The following is a 19,804-nucleotide window of genomic DNA, read 5'->3' on the forward strand; positions in this document are numbered from 1 at the left end:
GAATGGGGAGCTAGTTTGCGAACCTGCCATACATCTGTCGGGGGGCTAGTTTGGGGTAGAAGGGGCTAGTTTGTGGCCTGAAAATATCCCAATCCAGGGGGCTTATTTGTGTCACCTGACTATTATTCCTATTTTCCATTGCTGGCTGGCTTTGGTCAATATTGTTTATTTAACATAATACGAATTATGCGAAATTTTGAATCGACAAAAACCGGTCATCAGACCGGTCCTTTCAACCCTGAACATTCAGCGTAATTCGATGCTGATGCTCTTGCCGGAAACCCCGCCGTATTTGCGCAGCAGATCGACGATATCGGTGTTCTGGGTTTTGTATGCGACATCCAGCGCGGTTTCGCCGGATTCGAGCTTTTTGTTCGGGTCGGCCTTGCGTGCGATCAGCAAGCGGACAATTTCGATGGCGCCCGAGCGCGATGCCGCGATCAGTGCCGTCATCCCGTTATCGCTGGCGCTATCCACGTCCGCGCCGGCATCGAGCAGCATGCTAGCGATTTCCGGATGGTTGGCGAAGGCGGCATACACGATCGGCGGCCAGCCCGGGATGGATTGCTGGGCCCCGGCCTTGAGCAAGGCGGCAACCACCGTCGGGTAACCGCGGAAGACGGCCAGCCCAAGCGCGGTGTCGCCGGCGCTGTTGCGGGCATTGAGTTTGGCTTTCTGGCCGATCAGGTAATTGACCAGATCGATATGTCCGTCGCGGGCGGCGAGCATCAGCAAGGTATTGCCGTCGATGTCGGTGGTGTCGACCGAAGCCCCGCGGCCGACCAGGCTGCGAACGCCCGAGGTATCGCCCAGTTTGGCGTCGCCGATCAAATCGTCGTAGGTGGCTGCGGCGCCGATGGTCGGGGCGATGGCGAGAAAACTTGCGGTCAACCAGATGCGGAGGCGATTTTTCATGCGTGGTCAGCGATTCGGAACAGGCGGTGGAAATTCTCGGTGGTGGCGTCGGCGATTTCCGCCAGCGGACAGTCGCGCAGACGGGCGATCTCTTCTGCGACATGCCGGACGTAGGAAGGTTCGTTCTGCTTTCCCCGGTAAGGCGTGGGCGCCAGATAGGGCGAATCGGTCTCGATCAGCATACGGTCGAGCGGACAACGCTGGGCAACGTCCTTGACGACGGCGGCGTTCTTGAAGGTGACGATGCCCGAAAACGACAGGTGAAACCCCAGATCAAGCGCCTGCCTGGCGATTTCCCAGTTTTCGGTGAAGCAGTGCATGACGCCACCGACTTCCCCTGCGCCCTCCTCGGCCAGCAGCCGGATCGTGTCGGCCGCCGATTCCCGGGTATGTACGACCAGTGGCTTGCCGCAGCGGCGGGCGGCGCGGATGTGGGTACGAAAACGCTCACGCTGCCATTCCGGCTTTTCCTTGTGCCAGTAATAGTCCAGACCGGTTTCGCCGATCGCAACGACCTTGGGATGTGCGGCCAGCGAAAGCAGTCGCGCCTCGTCCGGCTCTTCGACATCGGTGTATTCGGGGTGTACGCCGACCGTCGCATGGAATTGCGGCCCCTGTTCGGCGATCGCCAGGACTTTCGGGAAATCCTCGAGGTTGACCGCAATGCACAGGGCTTCGCCGACATCGGCGGCCTGCATCTTTTCGAGCAGTTCGGGCAATCGATCAGCCAGCCCCGGAAAATCCAGGTGGCAATGGGAGTCGACCAGCCGCATCGATCAGATCGTGTGCGTCGGTCGTGCCGATTGCAGCACGCCGCCCAGCAAGCCTTCGATCTTGCGTTTGGCTTCCTGGCCGCTCTCGTCATTCTTGAAATGCACGCCGATCCCCTGTGCCCGACCATTCTGGGCGCCTGGCGGCGTGATCCAGACGACGCTGCCGGCGATCGGCAGTTTGGTCGGATCATCCATCAACGACAGCAGCATGAAGACTTCGTCGCCCAGGTTGTAGCCGCGGGTGGTCGGAATGAAAATGCCGCCATTGCGCAGATGCGGCATGAAAGCCGCATACAGGGCGGATTTCGAGTTGATGTTCAGCGACAGGACGCTGGGGCGCTGAGGAACGGATTTGCTTTCGCTCATGCTGGATCAACGACGAAACAGGGTTCGATAGTCCAAAAACAGGCCTTCCAGAAACAATCTCGCGTTCAAGGGTTGTTCTGCCTCAAGGCGGTGGCGATTCATGTCCCGATACAGTTGCATCAGGCAATTCGGCGGAATGATAGCAGTCAAGGCCTGCATTTTGGGCTGCATGGCGACAAAATACCTGGCAGAAAGCCCTTGCGCCAGGAGGTTCAGGTCGACCAGCCATTTCTGTATGGCTTCGACGATCTGTCGCAACTGCAAGCTTCCTTTGCTGTCCTTGAGCAGTTTGTCGAGTTCGCCGGCTGCTGCCAGCGGGTCGTTGCGTTCGCCGGCAAGCAGACGGCCGGTCAGGGTTTCCAGCCACGCCCCCTGACCGCTGCCGGCAATTTCCAGCGCCAGGCGTGGCGCGCCACCGGCCAGCGCCAGCCAGCGGGCTGGCTCGGCAACGCCCTGCGCCGCCAGCCACGCTTCCGCCGGTGCCGCGGCCGGTGTCGCCACCGGAATCACCTGGCAACGACTGCGGATTGTCGGCAACAGTCTGGTTGGTTCGCCAGAAACCAATATAAACAATGTATTTGGCGGTGGTTCTTCAAGTGTTTTGAGAATTGAGTTGGCGGCATTGCGATTCATCGTTTCGGCCGGGTTGACCAGAACGATACTGAGCCCGCCGCGGTGGCTGCCCACCCCGAGAAAATCGTCCAGTTGGCGGATCTGGTCGATGGTGATCTGCTGACTCGGCTTCTTCTTGCCCTCTTCCGTCTCGATATTCCCGGCCAGCGCTTCCGGTTGCAGCAGGCGGAAATCCGGATGGTTGCCCTGGCTGTACCAATGGCAGGCCAGGCAGGCGCCACAGGCTTCACCTTGGGCTGTCGGCGATTCGCAGAGAAGCGCGCCGGCGAATTGCTGGGCAAGCGCCTGTTTTCCGATGCCGCGTTGACCGATCAGCAACAAGGCGTGCGGCAGTCGCTCGCGGCGGGCGCTCAGCGCTTTCCAGCTAGGTTCATGGAGTTGACAAATGTTCATCAACAAATGCTTACAATGATTTTTTCAAGTTTTACTCGAATGTTTTCCAGGCTGTCGTTGGCATCGATGATACGCACCCTGGCCGGGTTCGCGTGCGCCCGTTCCAGATAAGCCTGACGAACGCGTTCGTGGAAGTCCGCACGCTCCTGCTCGAACTTGTCGAGGACGCGGTTGGCCAGCACGATGCGTTCGCGGGCGACCTCCAGCGGCAGGTCGAACAGCAGGGTGAGGTCCGGTTGCAGATGGTCGTGTACCCAGTGTTCCATTTGCTGGAACTTGTTCCGGTCCAGACCGCGTCCACCGCCCTGGTAGGCCCAGGTGGCATCGGTGAAACGGTCGCAGACCACCCAGTCGCCGTTGGCCAGTGCGGGTTCGATGCGCTGGGCCAGATGTTCGCGGCGAGCCGCGAACATCAGCAGCGTCTCGGTTTCCAGATGCATTTTTTCATTCAGCAGCAGATCGCGCAGTTTCTCGCCGAGGGCGGTGCCTCCCGGTTCGCGCGTGACCAGCACCTGCTTGCCCCGCTCGCGCAGTTGCTCGGCCAGCCAGTTGACGTGGCTGCTCTTGCCGGCACCGTCGATGCCTTCGAACGTGATGAACCGCCCTCTCATGGTTTTCCTCTCTGAAACTTGTCGACCGCACGATTGTGCTCGTCCAGCGTACGCGAAAAATGGCTGCTGCCGTCGCCACGGGCGACGAAATACAGCGCATCGCTGGCGGCCGGCGCGGCGGCGGCCTGCAACGAGGCCAGTCCGGGCATGGCGATCGGGGTCGGCGGCAGGCCGGCCCGGGTGTAGGTATTGAACTCGTGATCGGTCTGCAGGTGGCTGCGCCGCAGGTTGCCGTCGAAGTTTTCGCCTAGACCGTAGATGACGGTCGGATCGGTCTGCAGGCGCATGCCGATACGCAACCGGTTGACGAAGACCGCGGCGACCAGCGGCCGATCCGCCGCCTGGCCGGTTTCCTTTTCGACGATCGACGCCATGATCAGCAGTTCGTCGGGCGTGCGATAAGGCAAACCGGGCTGGCGCTGCTGCCAGACGGCATCGACCTGACGGCGCATCGCGTCGACGGCGCGTCCGATCAGTTCGAGGTCGCTGGACTGCTTGTCGACCCGGTAGGTGTCCGGCATCAGGCGCCCTTCCAGTCGCTGCCACGGCAGTCCCAGACGCCGGGCGATCTCGCCTTCGCTCAGGCCGCGAGTGTCATGCAGCAGTGCCGGCTGGGCATCGAGCTGGGCGCGGAACTGCCGGAAGGTCCGTCCTTCGACCAGGGTCACGGCGATTTGCGCCACCCTGCCCTGCACCAGCTTGTCGAGCAAGGAGCTTGGTGTTTCGCCGGGCTCGGTCTGGTAGCTGCCGGCGCGTATCGTGCCGACGGCGCCATTGATCCGGGCCAGCAGCACGAACAGTTGCGGATGCACGGGCACACCGGCCTCGCCGATCCGGCGGACGGTGGCGTTCAGTCCGCTACCGGGCGGGATGCGGAATTCGAAGCCCTCGTCGGGCTGTGCGAAAGGTTGCGTCGACCACCACCAGATCCCGCCGGCAGCCGCCAGGAGCAAGAGAAGGCCGAGCAGGAACAGGCGGATCAGGAAGCGCATGCGTCTCGAAGCGGTTCTGACCGTGCGGCAACGCACGGTGTCGAACGGATAGGCCGGGAAAAATGGGCGATATAATAGCCCAAACCCATAAAGGAGCCGCCGCCATGACCCCCAACTGGCACAGTTTTCTCGAGTCCGCCGACGCCCGTTTCGTCGGTGCTTCCAGCGAACCTTCCGATTTCGGCGATGCTGCCGGCGAACTGAAGGCCGCCGCCGAAGCGACGGTACTCGTGCCGCTGACTCACCTTGCCATCATCGAAGCCAGCGGAGAGGATGCGAAATCCTTCCTGCACAGCCAACTGACCAGCGACGTCAATCATCTGGCCGAACAGCAGGCCCAGCACGCCGGCTGGTGCACCGCCAAGGGGCGGATGCAGGCCAGTTTCCTGGTCTGGCGGGAAAGCGGCAGCTACCGGCTGGCGCTGGCGGCCGATTTGCTCGAAGCGACGCAGAAGCGCCTGCAGATGTTCGTGCTGCGAGCCAAGGTCAAGCTGGCGGCGAGCAGCGATCAGGTGGTGCTTGGCGTGGCCGGTGCCCAGGCGGTCGAGGCGCTGGCGGATGCCGGCCTGGCCGCACCCGTCGATCCTCTGGCGGCGACGGTTGTCGGCGACGTGACGGTGATCCGCCTCGACGCTACGCGTTTCTGGGTGGTGGCCCCGGTGTCCAAAGCACCGGTGCTGTGGCAGGCGCTGTCGGTCAAAGCCCGCCCCGCCGGTCTGCCGGTCTGGCGCTGGCTGGATGTGCAGGCGGCTTTCCCGCTGGTGACGCTGGCCACCAAGGAAGAGTTCGTGCCGCAGATGGCCGATTTCGAGAAAATCGGCGGCGTCAGCTTCCACAAGGGCTGCTATCCGGGTCAGGAAATCGTTGCCCGGACGCAATATCTGGGCAAGGTCAAGCGTCACCTGTATCGCCTGAGCAGCGCTTCGCCGCTGGCGGCCGGCGACGAGCTGTTCTCGCCCGATAACCTGGAAACAGCCAGCGGCAAGGTGATGAGCGCCGCGCCTTCGCCGGCAGGCGGTTTTGCCGCGCTGGCCGTGGTCCAGTCGAATTACGCCGCCAGCCTGCGTCTCGGTTCGCGCGACGGCGCACCGGTCGCGGCCGCGGCGGTCAATCCGGACTGATCCGCGCTACCGCATGTGCCTGATCGTCGTCGGTTGGCGGGTGCATCCCGATTACCCGCTGGTCGTCGCCGCCAACCGCGATGAGTTTCATGGCCGGGCGAGCTTGCCGGCTGCCGCCTGGCCAGACGATCCGGCCGTGTTCGGCGGACGCGACCTGACGGCCGGCGGGACCTGGCTGGGTTTGCGGCGCGGAGGTCGTTTTGCCGCGGTGACCAACGTCCGCGAACCGGGAAAGGTGCCCGGAAAATGCTCGCGAGGCGCGTTGACCGCAGGATTCCTGCGGTCAACCGCATCGCCCGAAGCATTTTGCGCCGATATCGTGCCCGGCGATTACGCCGGCTTCAACCTGCTGGTCGGCGACGGGCAGTCGCTGGCTTATGTCTCCAATCGCGATCCTGACGGCCCGCGCGTACTGTCGCCGGGCATCTACGGGCTGTCCAACCACCGCCTGCAGACCCCCTGGCCCAAGCTGCGCCGCGCCCGTACCGCCTTCGCTTCAGCGCTCGAGCAACTGCCGGCCTGCGAAACCGCTTTCGCGCTGCTGGCCGACCGCCGTCTGGCGGCCGATGCCGAACTGCCGGATACCGGCGTCAGCCTGGCCTGGGAGCGCCTGCTGTCGGCGATTTTCGTGTGTTCGCCGGATTACGGAACGCGCGCATCGACGCTCGCGCTGCAACGCAGCGATGGCAGCCAGCGCCTGATCGAACGCAGCTTTTCACCCGACGGCAGCGTCAGCGGCGAAGTGGACCTGGAAATTCCGGCCTAGTCTTCCCGGATGTCGACCGGCGTGTAGCACGGCACGCGCTCGTAGAGATCGATCAGGTCGTCGTTGCGCATGCGGATGCAGCCGTGCGAGCCGGGTTGCCCCATGTCGACGCGGGCCGGGCTGCCGTGGATGTACACGTAGCGCCGCATGGTGTCGACGCAGCCGAGCCGGTTGAAGCCCGGCTCGCAGCCGGACAGCCACAGGATGCGGGTGAGAATCCAGTCGCGGCCGGGAAATTCGGCATCCAGCGCCGGCGTCCAGATTTCGCCGGTCGGCCGGCGACGGACGAAGACCGTGTTTTCCGGCAGGCCGTCACCGATTTTGGCGCGGATCACGTGTTGACCGCGCGGCGTCCGGAAACTGCCCGAAACCTCGCCGACACCGGCGGCTGCGGTCGACACCGGGTAACGGCGCAAAACCCTGTCCGCGTCGTCGAACAGGGTCAGCTGCTGGCGGGCGACCGAGATATCGATTCTCATGGGATCGCCTTGCGTCGACGTCCGGCGAAGAATTGCGAGAGCAGGCTGCCGCATTCGTCGGCGAGCACGCCGCCAGTGACCGTTGCGTGGTGGTTCAGGCGTTCGACGCCGAACAGGTCCACGACGCTGCCGTGCACACCGGTCTTGGCGTCGCGTGCGCCATAGATGACGCGGGCGATGCGCGCATGCATGATGGCGCCGGCGCACATCGCGCACGGCTCCAGCGTGACATAAAGCTCGCAGCCCGGCAGCCGGTAGTTGCCGAGATTGCGCGCGGCGTCCCGCAAGGCGGCGATTTCGGCATGGGCGGTCGGGTCATGTTCGCCGATCGGTGAATTGAAGCCGCGACCCACGATCCGTCCGTCGAGGACGACGACCGCACCGACCGGCACTTCGCCCAGACATTCGGCGGCGCGCGCCAGCGACATCGCCTCACGCATGAAAAACTCGTCGCCCAGCCCGTCGGCCGGCGCATTGTCGGCCGGTTCCGGCAGCGGCAGGATTTCGATGCCGTCGCTCATGCCGTCACCCCGAGAATGATGTCGCTGGCCTTGATCAGCGCGGTGGCCGGGCTGCCGGCCTTGAGTCCGAGCTCCATGGCGGCTTCGTGCGTGATTACCGAATGGATGAGGGTGCCGTCGGCCAGTTCGATGGCGACTTCGGTGTTGACCGAAGCCCGGCTCAGCGAGCGTACCCGGCCCGAAAACTGGTTGCGCGACGACAGCGTACGCTCCTGGGTCTGGTTCACCAGGGCGACCCACGGCGCCTTGACGCAGGCGAGCACCGGCTTGCCCACGCACAGGTCAAGGCTGTCGACACTTTCCCGGGTGACGATGGCGATCAGCCGGGTGTCGGCGCTGATGGCGACCTCGACTTCCATATTCACCGTGCCGTCGACGATGGCACTGATCACCCCGGAGAAGGTGTTGCGGGCACTGATTTTCATGCGCTGCTCCCTGTGGGCGGAAGGCCCGGCGCGCAGGGCTGCCGGGCAAACGAAGCCGCGTATGATACCGCGACAAGCGCTCCGGCCGGCAAGGCGGCGGCCTGCTACAGGCCGTTCGGGGGAGCTCGGCATTGCTCGCGTGCCTGAACGAAGGCGGCGAAACTGCTTGCCGACATCGGCCGGCTGTACAGGTAGCCTTGATAGGTGCGACACCCGTTGTCACCCAGGAAACGCGCCTGCGCCTCCGTTTCCACCCCTTCGGCGATGACCGAGATGTTCAGGTTGGCGGCCAGGCCGACGATGGTACGGACGATGGCCGCCATGCTCCGGTCGTCCAGTGCATGACGGACGAAGCTCTGGTCGATCTTGATCTGCTCGAACGGCAGCCGGTGCAGGTAGCTGAGCGACGAGTAGCCGGTGCCGAAATCGTCGAGCGAGAAACGGATGCCCTCCTCCCGCAACCGTTCCATCTTTCGGATGGTTTCGTCCACCTGATCGATGAAGATGCTTTCGGTCAGTTCGATCTTCAACCGGGCGGGATCGATCGCCTGGTCGCGGATCAACTGGCAGACGAAATCGACGAAATCCGGCTCGTGGAACTGTCGCGCACTGACATTGATCGCCAGCGTGAAGCACTGCTCCGGCAGGCTGTCGCTCCATTCCCGCAATTGCCGGCAGGCCATGCTGAAAATCTGTGCGCCGAGGGGCACGATCAGGCCGGTGCGTTCGGCGATGTCGATGAAATGCCAGGGCGAGAGAATGCCTTTGTCGGGATGCAGCCAGCGCACCAGCGCTTCGACGCCGACCACTGCCCCGTGCTCATCGACTTGCGGCTGGAAATCCAGGAAGAACTGGGCCTGACGGATGGCTTCGCGCAATTCGCTTTCCAGCCGGACTCGCTGCAGTATCGCCGTCTGCATCTGTGGATCGTAGAAACGCAGGGCATTACGGCCGGCGCTCTTGACCTCGTACATCGCCATGTCGGCCTGTTTCAGCAGATCGGTCACCGAAAAGCGGTTGCTGTCGAAGCAGGTGGCGCCGATGCTGGGGGTGCAGAGGTGATCCAGCCCGGCCAGCGGGAACACTTCGTTCAGGCGGCGGATGATTTCGCTGCCGACCGCGTCGACCTGCGCCTTTGCCTGGATGGCTTTGCCGTCCAGGCCTTCGAGCAGGACCACGAATTCGTCGCCGCCGATCCGGGCTACCGTGCCGCGCGCGCCGACGCAGTCCCGCAAACGCTCGGCGACCTGGACCAGCAGCAGGTCGCCAATTTCATGTCCACGGGTGTCGTTGATGTCCTTGAAGCCATCCAGATCGATGAACAGCAGGGCGCCGCAGCCATGGCTTTCGCCGGCCCGGCCGATGGCTTCCTGCAGGCGGTCGATCAGCAGGCGGCGGTTGGCCAGGCCGGTCAGCGGGTCGGAAAAGGCAAGCCGCTGGATCTGTTCCTCGTTTGCCTTCTGCCGGGTAATGTCGGAGAAAGTGGCAACGTAGTTCCCGACCCGCCCTTCTCCGTCCCTGACCGCGACGATCGAACTGCGCTGCGGGTAGATCTCGCCGTTTTTGCGCCGGTTCCAGAGCTCTCCCTGCCAGCGGCCCTGCTGCAGAATCTGCGCCCACATCGCGGCAAAGAAGTGCCGGTCGTGCCGGCCGGACTGCAGGAAGCGCGGATTGCGCGTTATCGCTTCCGCCGCCGCATAGCCGGTTATTTCGGTAAAAGCCCGGTTGACCGCAAGAATCTCGCCGTCGGCCCGGGTTATCATCACGCCTTCGGTACTGCTTTCGAAAACCGTGGCTGCCTGGCGCAACTCGTCTTCCAGGCGGTGACGTTCGGTGATGTCGACCATCAGTCCGATCATGCCGCTGACCGTGCCGTTGCTGCGATAGAAGGCCGCCTTGTGCATCACCACGTCGCGAACCTGGCCGTCCGCGTGCTGAACCTGGGTTTCGTAGATTTGCGAACCGCCGCGGCGCAGCAGTTCGGCGTCGGCGGCATCGTATATCTCGGCCAGTGCTCGCGGGGCGAGCGAAAAGACGTTGCGACCGATGATTTCCTGCGTCGGCCGCCCGATGAAGCCGGCGAACGCGGCATTGCAACCCAGGTAGAGGCCGCTGTCGCTCTTGTAGAAGACCGGGCCGGGAATCGCTTCGAACAGCTGCTTCATCAGGTCCAGCTGTTCCGATAGCTGGGCGGTCCGTTCCTCGATCCGCCTTTCCATTTCGCTGTTGGCCTGCTGCAGCGCGGCGGTCTGCTGCTCCAGGAGGTTCTGGGCACGCTTGCGGTCGCTGATGTCCTGAATCGTTTCGATGGCGCCGATCAGCGTGCCGTCGTCGCCGATCAGCGGCGCCGCGGTGAAATAGAGCCAGCGCCCCCGTCCGCCGTTCGCCGTACCCGGAAAATGGCCTTCGGCATCGATTGCGCCGGCAATCATCGCGGAACGCGAGAACCACGCATAGTGCCGTTCCAGCAGCCGGTCGTCCGGTGCCGACAGCACCAGATCGGCCATGGTTGGCCGCTGGCGTTCGTAGAAAGCACGCCAGGCGCCGGTCTTGCCCAGCATTTCGTCGGCGGCGTGACCGGTCAATTGTGCGCAGGCCTTGTTCCAGTGGGTGACCCGGTGCCCGGCGTCGATCACGAAGGTGGCGATCGAGCTGCCGTCGACGATCTGCGACAATTTGCGCTCGCTGCGCAGCAGGCGCTGCTCGCTCTCGCGCAGCGCCATTTCCGCACGATGCAGCGCGGTGACGTTTCTGCCGGTGCCGCGGTAACCGCGGAATGCCCCTGCCTCGTCGAAAACCGGAACGCCGCTGACCAGAAATACCTGCTGGCTTCCGTCCTGCGCGGCAATGCGATATTCGAAATCGCGGAAAGGACGATGCGCTTCGCAGGTTGCGATATGTGCCGCCAGTGCCTCGGGCGAGACACCGGTCAACGGCAGCTCCCAGCGTTGCTTGCCGATGAAGTGCGTCACCTCCCGTCCGAGCCGTTCGGTCGCCGAGCCGGAAAACTCGATGAAACGGAAATTCTCGTCCTGTTCCCAGAACCAGTCGGACGACAGTTCGGCAAATTCGCGCAATCTGGCCGTCTGTTCGCGAACCCTGGCTTCGGCGACGGCATTGGCCCGCCGCAGCTGGGCCAGGCTGGCTTCGATGTTCTGTTCGGTGGCGCCGAGCAGACAGTTCAGGTCCTGCGGCTGTTCTGCCTGTCCAAGATGCGGGGTCCGCTTCGCGCGATGCACGCTATGGGCGGAAACCACGCTGAATTTGACGACCCTGGCAATCGGCTGCACGGCGGCGAGCGGACCGGCAATGCTGAAGCAGGTCAGTCGTCTGCCGGCGTGATCGATCGCCATGTTGACGCCTTCGCGCATGATGCCGGAGGCCTGCGCCTCGGCAGCCGTTACCGCATATTCATCCATGTCGCCGGCCATGATGCGGGCGGCGATTTCGTGTACCTGGCCGAGTCTTCCGATATCGCTGGACGCGACGATCCGGCCGTTGCCATCCATGAAATTACAGACAAACCCGAGCTCGGCCGCCAGCAGGTCTACCAGTGACTGCCCGAAAGCGGTGTCGAAGATCAGGCTTTCTTCCGTGCCTTCCCTCTCCATTCTGTGCGCTCCTCCGTCACGAATCGCGGCCTTGGTAATTCGTCGCTTCCGGGATGTCTGGTGGACGATCCGGTGTTGCGCTCTTTTTCATCGCCGTTTCTGTTGCAGGACTATTGTCACCCTGCTGACTCGATTAAAAAAGCCCTGACGAATCAGGGCTTTTTTTGGCATGGTCGCGAAATGACGGGGTTATTCCCACTCGATCGTCGCCGGCGGCTTGCCGGAAACGTCGTACACCACCCGGTTCAGCCCGCGCACTTCGTTGATGATCCGGTTGGACACGCGGCCAAGCAGTTCGTACGGCAGGTGCGCCCAGTGCGCGGTCATGAAGTCGCTGGTGACGACGGCGCGCAGCGCGACGACGTTCTCGTAGGTGCGGCCGTCGCCCATGACGCCGACGCTCTTGACCGGCAGGAAGACGGCGAAGGCCTGGCTGGTCAGGTCGTACCAGCTTTTCCCCACATCTTCCTCGCTGCACAGGCCGGCGACGGCATCCTGAGCACTTGCCACGGTCGACCGCAATTCATCGATGAAAATGGCGTCGGCACGTTGCAGCAGGCTGGCGGCTTCGCGCTTGACCTCGCCGAGGATGCGCACGCCCAGACCGGGGCCCGGGAACGGGTGGCGATAGACCATCTCGCGCGGCAGACCGAGGGCGACGCCCAGTTCGCGGACTTCGTCCTTGAACAGCTCGCGCAGCGGTTCGAGCAGCTTCAAGTGCATGTCTTCCGGCAGGCCGCCGACATTGTGGTGGCTCTTGATCGTGTGGGCGCCCTTCTTGTTCTTGCCGGCCGACTCGATCACGTCGGGGTAGATCGTCCCCTGGGCCAGCCACTTGGCGGCGGACAGTTTCTTCGATTCGGCCTGGAAGACCTCGACGAATTCCTTGCCGATGATCTTGCGCTTCTGTTCCGGGTCGGAAACACCGGCCAGCTTGCCCATGAAATCGTCGACGGCATCGACGCGGATGACCTTGACGCCGAGGTTGCGCGCAAACATGTCCATGACCATGTCGCCTTCGTTGAGGCGCAAGAGGCCGTGGTCGACGAAGACGCAGGTCAGCTGGTCGCCGATGGCGCGGTGGATCAGCGCAGCCGCAACCGATGAATCGACGCCGCCGGACAGGCCGAGAATGACTTCCTCCTGACCAACCTGCTGGCGGATCGCCTCGACGGCCTCGGCGATGTAGTCGCCCATCACCCAGTCGGTGCCGCAGCCGCAGATGCCATGCACAAAGCGTTCGAGAATCGCCCTGCCCTGCTTGGTGTGCGTGACTTCCGGATGGAACTGCACGGCGTAGAACTTGCGGTTCTCGTCGGCCATCGCCGCGATCGGACAGGACGGCGTCGAGGCCATCTTGATGAAGCCGGGCGGCAGTTCCATGACCGAATCGCCGTGGCTCATCCAGACCTTGAGCATGCCGTGGCCTTCGGCCGTGGTGAAGTCGGCGATGTCCTTGAACAGCGCCGTATGGCCGTGCGCCCGGACTTCTGAGTAGCCGAATTCACGCGCCTTGCCGGCGGCCTCGGCGGTCATCACCTGGCCGCCCAGTTGCTGGGCCATGGTCTGCATGCCGTAGCAGATGCCCAACACCGGAATGCCCAGCTCGAAAACGATGTTCGGGGCGCGCGGCGTGTCGCCTTCGGTGACCGAGTTCGGGCCGCCCGAGAGGATGATGCCCTGGGCGCCGTAACTGCGGATGAAGTCTTCGGAAACGTCGTAGGGATGAATTTCGCAGAAGACCTTGGCTTCGCGGACGCGGCGGGCGATCAGTTGGGTGACCTGGGAGCCGAAATCGAGGATGAGGATTTTCTGGTGGGACATGTTCACAAACCTTGAATGAAAAAGGCGGCTGAATTAGCCGCCCTTCTGGACACGGGAACGATCAGTCGAGGTGATAGTTCGGTGCTTCCTTGGTGATCTGCACGTCGTGCACGTGCGATTCGCGGATGCCGGCCGAAGTGATTTCGACAAAACAGGCCTTCTCGTGCATGTCGGCGATGGTCGGCGTACCCAGATAGCCCATCGACGAGCGCAGACCGCCCATCAGCTGGTGGATCACGGCGAGCACCGAGCCCTTGTAGGGGACGCGGCCTTCAATCCCCTCGGGGACGAACTTGTCGACGTTGGCGGTGGCTTCCTGGAAATAGCGGTCGCTGGAACCGGCCTGCATCGCACCGAGCGAACCCATGCCGCGGTAGGACTTGTACGAGCGGCCCTGGAACAGCTCGACCTCGCCCGGGGCCTCTTCAGTACCGGCGAACAGGCCGCCGAGCATCACCGTGTCGGCGCCGGCGGCGATCGCCTTGGCGATGTCGCCGGAGTAGCGGATGCCGCCGTCGGCGATCATCGGCACGCCGGAACCCTTGAGCGCGTCAGAAACGTTCTGGATGGCGGTGATCTGCGGCACGCCGACACCGGCGACGATGCGCGTGGTGCAGATCGAACCGGGGCCGATGCCGACCTTGACGCCGTCGGCGCCGGCATCGACCAATGCCAAAGCTGCATCGGCAGTGGCGATGTTGCCGCCGATGACCTGAATCTGCGGGAAGTTCTTCTTGACCCACTTGACGCGGTCGAGCACGCCCTGCGAGTGGCCGTGGGCGGTATCGACGACGACGACATCGACGCCGGCTTCCGCCAGCAGCTCAACGCGTTCTTCCGTACCGGCACCGACGCCGACTGCCGCGCCGGCGCGCAGACGACCGCTGGCGTCCTTGTTGGCCAGCGGATGTTCGGTGGACTTGAGGATGTCCTTGACGGTGATCAGGCCGCGCAGTTCGAAGGCATCATTGACCACCAGCACGCGCTCCAGGCGGTGCGTGCGGATCAGTTCCTTGGCTTCCTCGACGCCGGCATCCTCGCCGACGGTGACCAGGCGCTTGCGCGGCGTCATGATCGACTTCACCGGCTGATCGAGATTGGTCTCGAAGCGCAGGTCGCGGTTGGTGACGATGCCGACCACCTTGCCCGACTTGTCGATCACCGGCAGGCCGGAAATCTTGTGCTGGCGGGTGATCTCGAGCACGTCGCGCACCGTCATGTTCGGCGTCACGGTGATCGGGTCGCGCAGGATGCCCGACTCGAAGCGCTTGACCTTGGCCACTTCGGCAGCCTGGGCGCGGGACGTGAGATTCTTGTGGATGATGCCGATGCCGCCTTCCTGAGCCATGGCGATGGCCAGGCGACCTTCCGTCACGGTATCCATGGCGGCGGAGAGCAACGGCAGGTTGAGCGTGATGTTGCGGGTCAGTCGTGTGGCGAGGCTGACATCGCGGGGCAGAACTTGGGAATGTGCGGGGACGAGCAGGACGTCGTCGAAAGTCAGAGCTTTTTGCAGCAGTCGCATGGCCTTTGATCCAAGGTCACAAAACCGTATTATACAGAAAACCTCCGGAAACCCCGATGACCATGAACAAAGCACTCGTTTTCGCCCTGCTGGCATTGTCGACCGCAGTCACTGCTCAGGCCCAGGTTTACCAGTGGAAAGACAGCACCGGCAAAACCGTTATTTCGGATACGCCGCCACCCTCCTCGGTCAAGGACAAGCGCACGCTTGGCGAGCGCCGTCCGGCGACGAGCAGCGAACCGGTCGCCGATCCCAAGGCGGAACAGGCCAAGGAAGCGCCCAAGGGGCCGCAGACGATGGCCGAGAAGGACATGGAGTTCCGCAAGCGCCAGCAGGAGGCCCGGGAAAAGGCCGAGAAGAAGGCCAAAGAAGATGCCCAGGCCAAGGAAAAGCGGGATACCTGCGACCGTGCCCGCGCCAATCTCGCAGCGCTCGAATCGCAGGGCTCGGTTGCTCAGTACAATGCCCGCGGCGAAGCGACGGAACTGGATGCCGGACAGCGGCAGGCGGAAATCGAGCGGACCCGGCGCATCATGCAGGAAGCCTGCAAGTAGGACTGCGAACCGCGGGCCGGATACGCGGCCTCAGCCCTCCACGGCGTCGGCATCCCCGGCGCCTTTTTTCATGACCTTGCCTTCCGCGGCGCGCTGCTTGCGCACTTCCTTCGGATCGGCGATCAGCGGGCGATAGATTTCCACCCGGTCATGATCGCGCAATGTGGCATCGGTTTTGGCCAGCTTGTTCCAGATACCGAACTTGTTTTTCTTCAGGTCGATGTCCGGATACTTGGCGAGTAGACCGGAGGCTTCGACCGCCTGCTGGAGCGTGCTTCCCTCGGCAAGCTGCAGATGCACGACCTCCTGCTTGTCGGGCAACGGATAGACGACTTCAATGCCAATCTTCGGGTCAGTCATGCTGAACTCCATAAACTTGGGCGGCGCGGCGCACGAAGGCGTCGACGAACGTGTTGGCGATATGGCTGAACACCGGCCCGATCACCTTTTCGAACAGCTTGCTCGAGAACTCGTAATGGAGGCGGAATTCGATCTTGCAGGCATGCTCGGCCAGCGGACGGAAGTGCCAGGCGCCTTCCAGGTGGCGGAACGGCCCGTCGATCAGACGGATGTGCATGACTCGCGGGAATTCCTTGTCGTTTTCCGTCGTGAAGCTCGATTTCACCGCGTGGTAATTGATGAACAGCGTCGCCACGGTCTTCGTTGCGTCGCGTGATTTCAGCTCGGTGCGGTTGCACCAGGGCAGGAACGCCGGGTAATCCTCGCAGCGGTCCACCAGTTCGAACATGCGCTCGGCGGAATGCTCGATCAAGACAGTCTTTTCAACCAGTGCCATGCGTCGGCCGGGGTTCCGTAATCATCCTGTAGAATCGGCGATTTTAAAGGATCATCCGGCAGCAATGAGCATCACCGTCAACAAAAAGGCCTTCCACGACTATTTCATCGAAGAGAAATACGAGGCCGGCATCGTCCTCGAGGGCTGGGAAGTCAAGGCGATCCGCGCGGCCCGGATGAATATCAAGGAATCTTACGTGATCATCCGTCAGGGCGAGCTATACCTGATCGGCATGCATATCACGCCGCTGTCGACCGCTTCTTCGCACAATCACCATGATCCGGTGCGCACCCGCAAGCTGTTGCTGCATGCGCGCGAGATCGGCAAGCTGATCGGCAAGGTCGAGCGCGCCGGGTACGCGCTGGTACCGCTCGACCTGCATTTCGTGCGCGGTCGCATCAAACTGGAAATCGGCCTGGCCAAGGGCAAGAAACAGCACGACAAGCGTGCCGACCAGCAGGAAAAGGAAGGCAAGCGGGAGGCGCAGCGGGCAATGAAGGAGCGCCAGCGCTGAACGCGCTGCCGTTGTCGCGCGGATGAGCGTGGACACCCTGCTCTACTGGATCGGCATGGCTGCCGTCGCCGTCGCCGCATTGACCGGTGTGCTTGACGCCGGGCGCAAGCAGATGGATCTGATCGGTGCCTTGCTGGTGGCGGTGGCCACGGCGCTGGGCGGGGGGACCGTGCGCGACCTGTTACTCGACCGGAACGTTTTCTGGGTGGTCGACCAGACCTACCTGATGGCCGCGCTCGGTGCCGGGCTGCTGACCTTTTTCGCCATTCGTCGGCGGGACATCCCGCCACGCTGGTTCTTGTTTCCCGATGCGGTCGGTCTCGCGTTGTTCACCGTATTCGGAACGCAGGCCGCGTTGCAGTGGCACACTCCATGGCTGGTTGCTAGCCTGATGGGCGTGATCACCGGTGTCATCGGCGGTGTACTGCGCGACATCCTGTGCAACGATGTCCCCAGCGTCTTCCTGAAAGGCGAGTTGTACGCCAGCGCTGCCTGGGTCGGCGCCTTGGTGCTGATTCTCCTGCAGGAATTCGGCATCGGTCCGCTAACCGCCGCCTGGGCGGCGATGGCTACCGTGTTGGCGATTCGCCTGCTGGCCCTGCGTTTCAGGCTGACCCTGCCGGCGCTGGGGCCGCGCCCCTGACCCCTCGGGAAAACCCTCGTTTTGAGGGAGAAGGGGGCAAAATCGATCGCAATTCGCATATCCTTTTGCGCGTATGGATACCGCCCGCATTGTTCTCGCCGACGACCAACTGCTGATTCGCGCCGGCATTCGCGCCTTGCTCGACAGCCTTTCCGGTTACCGGATCATTGCCGAATGCAGCGATGGACAAAGTGCCATTGCGGCGGTGCAACAGTATCATCCCGACATCGTGCTGCTCGATATCGCCATGCCCGGCATGAGCGGCATCGATGTTGCCCGTACCCTGCGCGCCGGGAAGGCCGAAGCGCGCCTGTTGATCCTGTCCAGCATCGAACAGCCGACCATCGTCGAACAAGCGCTGGCCAGCGGGGTCGACGGCTATCTTTTGAAGGATTTCCTGCTGGAAGAACTGCAGGAAGCACTGCGCACCGTGGCCGCCGGCAATACCTATCTTTCCCCGAAAATCCGGCGGATCGTCGAGTCGACCGCAAGCCGGGAGGATCAACTGACCGGTCGCCAGCTCCAGGTGCTGAAGCTCGTTGCTTCCGGCAGCACCACCAAGGAAATCGCCCGCGACCTGCGCATCAGCCCGAAAACCGTCGAATTCCATCGGGCGCGGCTGATGGAACGGCTGGGCGTGCACGACGTTACCGGGCTGACCCGCTACGCCATGCAGAATGGCCTGCTCGACTGATCAGAGCTCGTCTTCGGCCAGATAGCCGGCCAGTTCCTCGGCCACCAGAGCCATTTCCCGCTTGAGACGGACGACATCCTCGCTCCAGGAGGCATCGGCGCACCGGTGCTGAAGTTCCTGCTCGATATTGCGGGCGAGCGCCACGGCATCCTGAGCCGAGAACAGCACGCAACTGCTGCGGATATCATGTACCGCATCCTTCAGCGCCAGCGCGTCTTGGCGAGACACGGCGTCGTCCAGACGATTGATCAGTTTGGGGTGGTTTTCGAGAAACAGCCCGACCAGACGACGAGCCGCCGCACGGTTACGTCCGAGATTGACCAGCAGGTACTCGAGGTTGCAGACCTGTCTCTCCTGGCCCGGTACGCCACAATCCGACATGAGCGAACACTTTCTTGTTATTGATCTTGCTCGTCATAGATTAAGAACAAAGGCGTGCAGGCGGAACCGGGTATTACCCTAGGTCCCCAATGCAAAAGCCCGAAGCACAAGGGCTTCGGGCTTTCTGGATTCTGGCGGAGTGGACGGGACTCGAACCCGCGACCCCCGGCGTGACAGGCCGGTATTCTAACCGACTGAACTACCACTCCGCGTCGGCTCCCGTCGGCAGGCGACGAGAGGCGCGGATCATAGCACGAGTATGGAGAATGCGATGAACAAAACGACATGCGATGTTTCGAGCGGCAATCGACAACGCCAATCCACCTGATGGCATACTGTGGAGTTGCTTTTTACAGATATGCATCCGAATCCCATGGAATGGAGTAAACCTGAAGTCGAAGCCATCGTTGCAGACTATCTGCACATGTTGCTCCAGGAACTGTCAGGGCAAAGCTACAGCAAATCGGCGCACCGGAGAGCGCTGCAGAAAATACTCAACAACCGATCCGATGCTTCGATTGAGCGCAAACACCAGAACATCAGCGCCATTCTTCTGGAAAACGGCTGGCCTGCAATCGTCGGATACAAGCGTTTGGGCAACTATCAAAGCATGCTTAAAGAGATTGTCGAGGCACGTTTGCGCCAAGATAGCCTGCTCGATCAGGCAGCATGTCTCGCAACGACATCCCCTGCGACGACTCCGTTGCTAGTCGATCATGCAAAAACAATGGTTGAACCGCCAGGGGTCGCCTCAGAAAACGGAAAATAAAGCACGCTAAGCCCTTACTTACCCAGATGTTTGACTTTTCGTGGCACTTTCACCATGGCAATTGCAATTGCCCAACCCTTGCAAAATGCCGCACGCCTCTACAGATCGAGAGCCAGAACACTTCTCGCGCAAATCAACCAAGTGCCGCTTTAACTGCAACAGCGCGGACACACGCATTTCCACCTGTTGAATATGGGCCTCCAGCAGCGTGTTGACCTCCCCACAGTCCTGCATCGGGTTGTCTCGCAGACCCAGCAATGCGCGAATCTCGCTCAACGTCATGTCGAGCGAACGGCAATGACGGATGAATTGCAAGCGCTCAATGTGCGCCTCACCGTACAGCCGGAAGTTGCCACCGCTTCGCGCTGGCTTCGGCAGTAGCCCTTCCTTCTCGTAGTAGCGGATGGTCACAACCTCGCATCCAGAGCGCTTGGCGAGGTCGCCAATTCTGATTTCCATGCATCAATCTCCTTTATTTCACTTGACTCTATAGTAACT

Annotated in this window: 23 protein-coding genes and 1 tRNA gene; 7 read left to right on the plus strand and 17 right to left on the minus strand. The window is 62.5% G+C overall.

Translation table 11 applies throughout. The annotated features are described in order from the left end of the window. Positions 1-246: 246 nt before the first annotated feature. Genes L0962_RS17305 through mltG form a run of 6 tightly spaced genes read right to left on the minus strand, consistent with a single transcriptional unit; the run spans position 247 to position 4,683 of the window. Complete coding sequence (locus tag L0962_RS17305; RefSeq protein WP_234087779.1) at positions 247-915, minus strand: ankyrin repeat domain-containing protein; 669 nt, start codon at positions 913-915, stop codon at positions 247-249. Then, complete coding sequence (locus L0962_RS17310) at positions 912-1,688, minus strand: TatD family hydrolase (RefSeq protein WP_234087781.1); 777 nt, start codon at positions 1,686-1,688, stop codon at positions 912-914. The genes L0962_RS17305 and L0962_RS17310 overlap by 4 nt, the downstream gene beginning before the upstream one ends. Positions 1,689-1,691: 3 nt before the next feature. Further along, the gene (locus L0962_RS17315) at positions 1,692-2,054 is read right to left on the minus strand and encodes a PilZ domain-containing protein (RefSeq protein WP_234087785.1); all 363 of its coding nucleotides are present in this window, start codon (positions 2,052-2,054) and stop codon (positions 1,692-1,694) included. Between the two features lie 6 nt (positions 2,055-2,060). Beyond that, complete coding sequence (gene holB, locus L0962_RS17320) at positions 2,061-3,080, minus strand: DNA polymerase III subunit delta' (protein WP_234087786.1); 1,020 nt, start codon at positions 3,078-3,080, stop codon at positions 2,061-2,063. Beyond that, complete coding sequence (gene tmk / locus L0962_RS17325) at positions 3,080-3,691, minus strand: dTMP kinase (RefSeq protein WP_234087788.1); 612 nt, start codon at positions 3,689-3,691, stop codon at positions 3,080-3,082. The genes holB and tmk overlap by 1 nt, the downstream gene beginning before the upstream one ends. After that, positions 3,688-4,683, minus strand: coding sequence for an endolytic transglycosylase MltG (gene mltG / locus L0962_RS17330; RefSeq protein ID WP_234087790.1), 996 nt, complete (start codon positions 4,681-4,683; stop codon positions 3,688-3,690). Before mltG ends, tmk begins: the two co-directional genes overlap by 4 nt. A gap of 104 nt (positions 4,684-4,787) precedes the next feature. Here mltG and L0962_RS17335 point away from each other — a divergent pair, with 104 nt between their 5' ends. Then, the gene (locus L0962_RS17335) at positions 4,788-5,804 is read left to right on the plus strand and encodes a folate-binding protein YgfZ (RefSeq protein ID WP_234087792.1); all 1,017 of its coding nucleotides are present in this window, start codon (positions 4,788-4,790) and stop codon (positions 5,802-5,804) included. Positions 5,805-5,817: 13 nt separating this feature from the next. Beyond that, positions 5,818-6,570 carry an NRDE family protein gene (locus L0962_RS17340; RefSeq protein WP_234087794.1) on the plus strand — a complete coding sequence of 251 codons (753 nt, stop codon included), beginning with the start codon at positions 5,818-5,820 and terminating at the stop codon, positions 6,568-6,570. On the opposite strand, the gene L0962_RS17345 is transcribed toward L0962_RS17340, so the two are convergent. The 6 genes from L0962_RS17345 to guaB all read right to left on the minus strand — a co-directional run bounded on the left by L0962_RS17345 (position 6,567) and on the right by guaB (position 14,955). Continuing rightward, complete coding sequence (locus tag L0962_RS17345; protein ID WP_234087796.1) at positions 6,567-7,049, minus strand: L,D-transpeptidase; 483 nt, start codon at positions 7,047-7,049, stop codon at positions 6,567-6,569. The genes L0962_RS17340 and L0962_RS17345 overlap by 4 nt on opposite strands. Then, positions 7,046-7,507 carry a tRNA adenosine(34) deaminase TadA gene (gene tadA, locus L0962_RS17350; protein ID WP_255680921.1) on the minus strand — a complete coding sequence of 154 codons (462 nt, stop codon included), beginning with the start codon at positions 7,505-7,507 and terminating at the stop codon, positions 7,046-7,048. Before tadA ends, L0962_RS17345 begins: the two co-directional genes overlap by 4 nt. A 59-nt stretch (positions 7,508-7,566) precedes the next feature. Continuing rightward, entirely contained in the window at positions 7,567-7,995 is a 429-nt protein-coding gene (locus tag L0962_RS17355; RefSeq protein WP_234087797.1) for a molybdopterin-binding protein, read from the minus strand. A 104-nt stretch (positions 7,996-8,099) separates the two neighbouring features. Then, positions 8,100-11,606 carry an EAL domain-containing protein gene (locus L0962_RS17360; protein ID WP_234087799.1) on the minus strand — a complete coding sequence of 1,169 codons (3,507 nt, stop codon included), beginning with the start codon at positions 11,604-11,606 and terminating at the stop codon, positions 8,100-8,102. 189 nt (positions 11,607-11,795) lie between these two features. After that, the gene (gene guaA, locus L0962_RS17365) at positions 11,796-13,430 is read right to left on the minus strand and encodes a glutamine-hydrolyzing GMP synthase (protein ID WP_234087801.1); all 1,635 of its coding nucleotides are present in this window, start codon (positions 13,428-13,430) and stop codon (positions 11,796-11,798) included. A 61-nt stretch (positions 13,431-13,491) separates the two neighbouring features. Next, the gene (gene guaB, locus L0962_RS17370) at positions 13,492-14,955 is read right to left on the minus strand and encodes an IMP dehydrogenase (RefSeq protein ID WP_234087802.1); all 1,464 of its coding nucleotides are present in this window, start codon (positions 14,953-14,955) and stop codon (positions 13,492-13,494) included. A 56-nt stretch (positions 14,956-15,011) separates the two neighbouring features. Here guaB and L0962_RS17375 point away from each other — a divergent pair, with 56 nt between their 5' ends. Further along, positions 15,012-15,509, plus strand: coding sequence for a DUF4124 domain-containing protein (locus tag L0962_RS17375; RefSeq protein WP_234087803.1), 498 nt, complete (start codon positions 15,012-15,014; stop codon positions 15,507-15,509). Between the two features lie 30 nt (positions 15,510-15,539). On the opposite strand, the gene L0962_RS17380 is transcribed toward L0962_RS17375, so the two are convergent. After that, positions 15,540-15,869 carry an RnfH family protein gene (locus tag L0962_RS17380; RefSeq protein WP_234087804.1) on the minus strand — a complete coding sequence of 110 codons (330 nt, stop codon included), beginning with the start codon at positions 15,867-15,869 and terminating at the stop codon, positions 15,540-15,542. Continuing rightward, positions 15,862-16,305, minus strand: a complete 444-nt coding sequence (locus L0962_RS17385; RefSeq protein ID WP_234087805.1) for a type II toxin-antitoxin system RatA family toxin — start codon at positions 16,303-16,305, stop codon at positions 15,862-15,864. Before L0962_RS17385 ends, L0962_RS17380 begins: the two co-directional genes overlap by 8 nt. Positions 16,306-16,369: 64 nt before the next feature. Between L0962_RS17385 and smpB the strand changes: the two genes are divergently transcribed. The 3 genes from smpB (at position 16,370) to L0962_RS17400 (ending at position 18,156) form a co-directional block, all read left to right on the plus strand. After that, on the plus strand, positions 16,370-16,819 hold the full coding sequence (gene smpB, locus L0962_RS17390) for an SsrA-binding protein SmpB (protein WP_234087806.1): 450 nt from the start codon (positions 16,370-16,372) through the stop codon (positions 16,817-16,819). A gap of 22 nt (positions 16,820-16,841) precedes the next feature. Further along, positions 16,842-17,462, plus strand: coding sequence for a trimeric intracellular cation channel family protein (locus L0962_RS17395; RefSeq protein ID WP_234087808.1), 621 nt, complete (start codon positions 16,842-16,844; stop codon positions 17,460-17,462). Positions 17,463-17,535: 73 nt separating this feature from the next. Continuing rightward, positions 17,536-18,156 (plus strand): response regulator transcription factor, encoded by a 621-nt coding sequence (locus L0962_RS17400; RefSeq protein WP_234087810.1) that lies wholly within the window; start codon positions 17,536-17,538, stop codon positions 18,154-18,156. Here L0962_RS17400 and L0962_RS17405 read toward each other — a convergent pair whose 3' ends face one another. Then, the gene (locus L0962_RS17405; protein WP_234087812.1) at positions 18,157-18,537 is read right to left on the minus strand and encodes an Hpt domain-containing protein; all 381 of its coding nucleotides are present in this window, start codon (positions 18,535-18,537) and stop codon (positions 18,157-18,159) included. A gap of 132 nt (positions 18,538-18,669) precedes the next feature. Continuing rightward, positions 18,670-18,746: transfer RNA gene (locus L0962_RS17410), tRNA-Asp, on the minus strand. A 164-nt stretch (positions 18,747-18,910) separates the two neighbouring features. On the opposite strand from L0962_RS17410, the gene L0962_RS17415 reads away from it, so the two are divergent. Continuing rightward, a complete protein-coding gene (locus L0962_RS17415) occupies positions 18,911-19,306 on the plus strand; it encodes a hypothetical protein (RefSeq protein WP_234087814.1) in 396 nt (131 codons plus the stop codon). Positions 19,307-19,324: 18 nt separating this feature from the next. Here L0962_RS17415 and cadR read toward each other — a convergent pair whose 3' ends face one another. Continuing rightward, positions 19,325-19,765, minus strand: coding sequence for a Cd(II)/Pb(II)-responsive transcriptional regulator (gene cadR, locus L0962_RS17420; protein ID WP_008063281.1), 441 nt, complete (start codon positions 19,763-19,765; stop codon positions 19,325-19,327). Between the last annotated feature and the right edge of the window lie 39 nt (positions 19,766-19,804).

Origin of the sequence: Azonexus sp. R2A61 (genome assembly GCF_021401135.1) — a bacterium.
GTDB lineage: Bacteria > Pseudomonadota > Gammaproteobacteria > Burkholderiales > Rhodocyclaceae > Azonexus.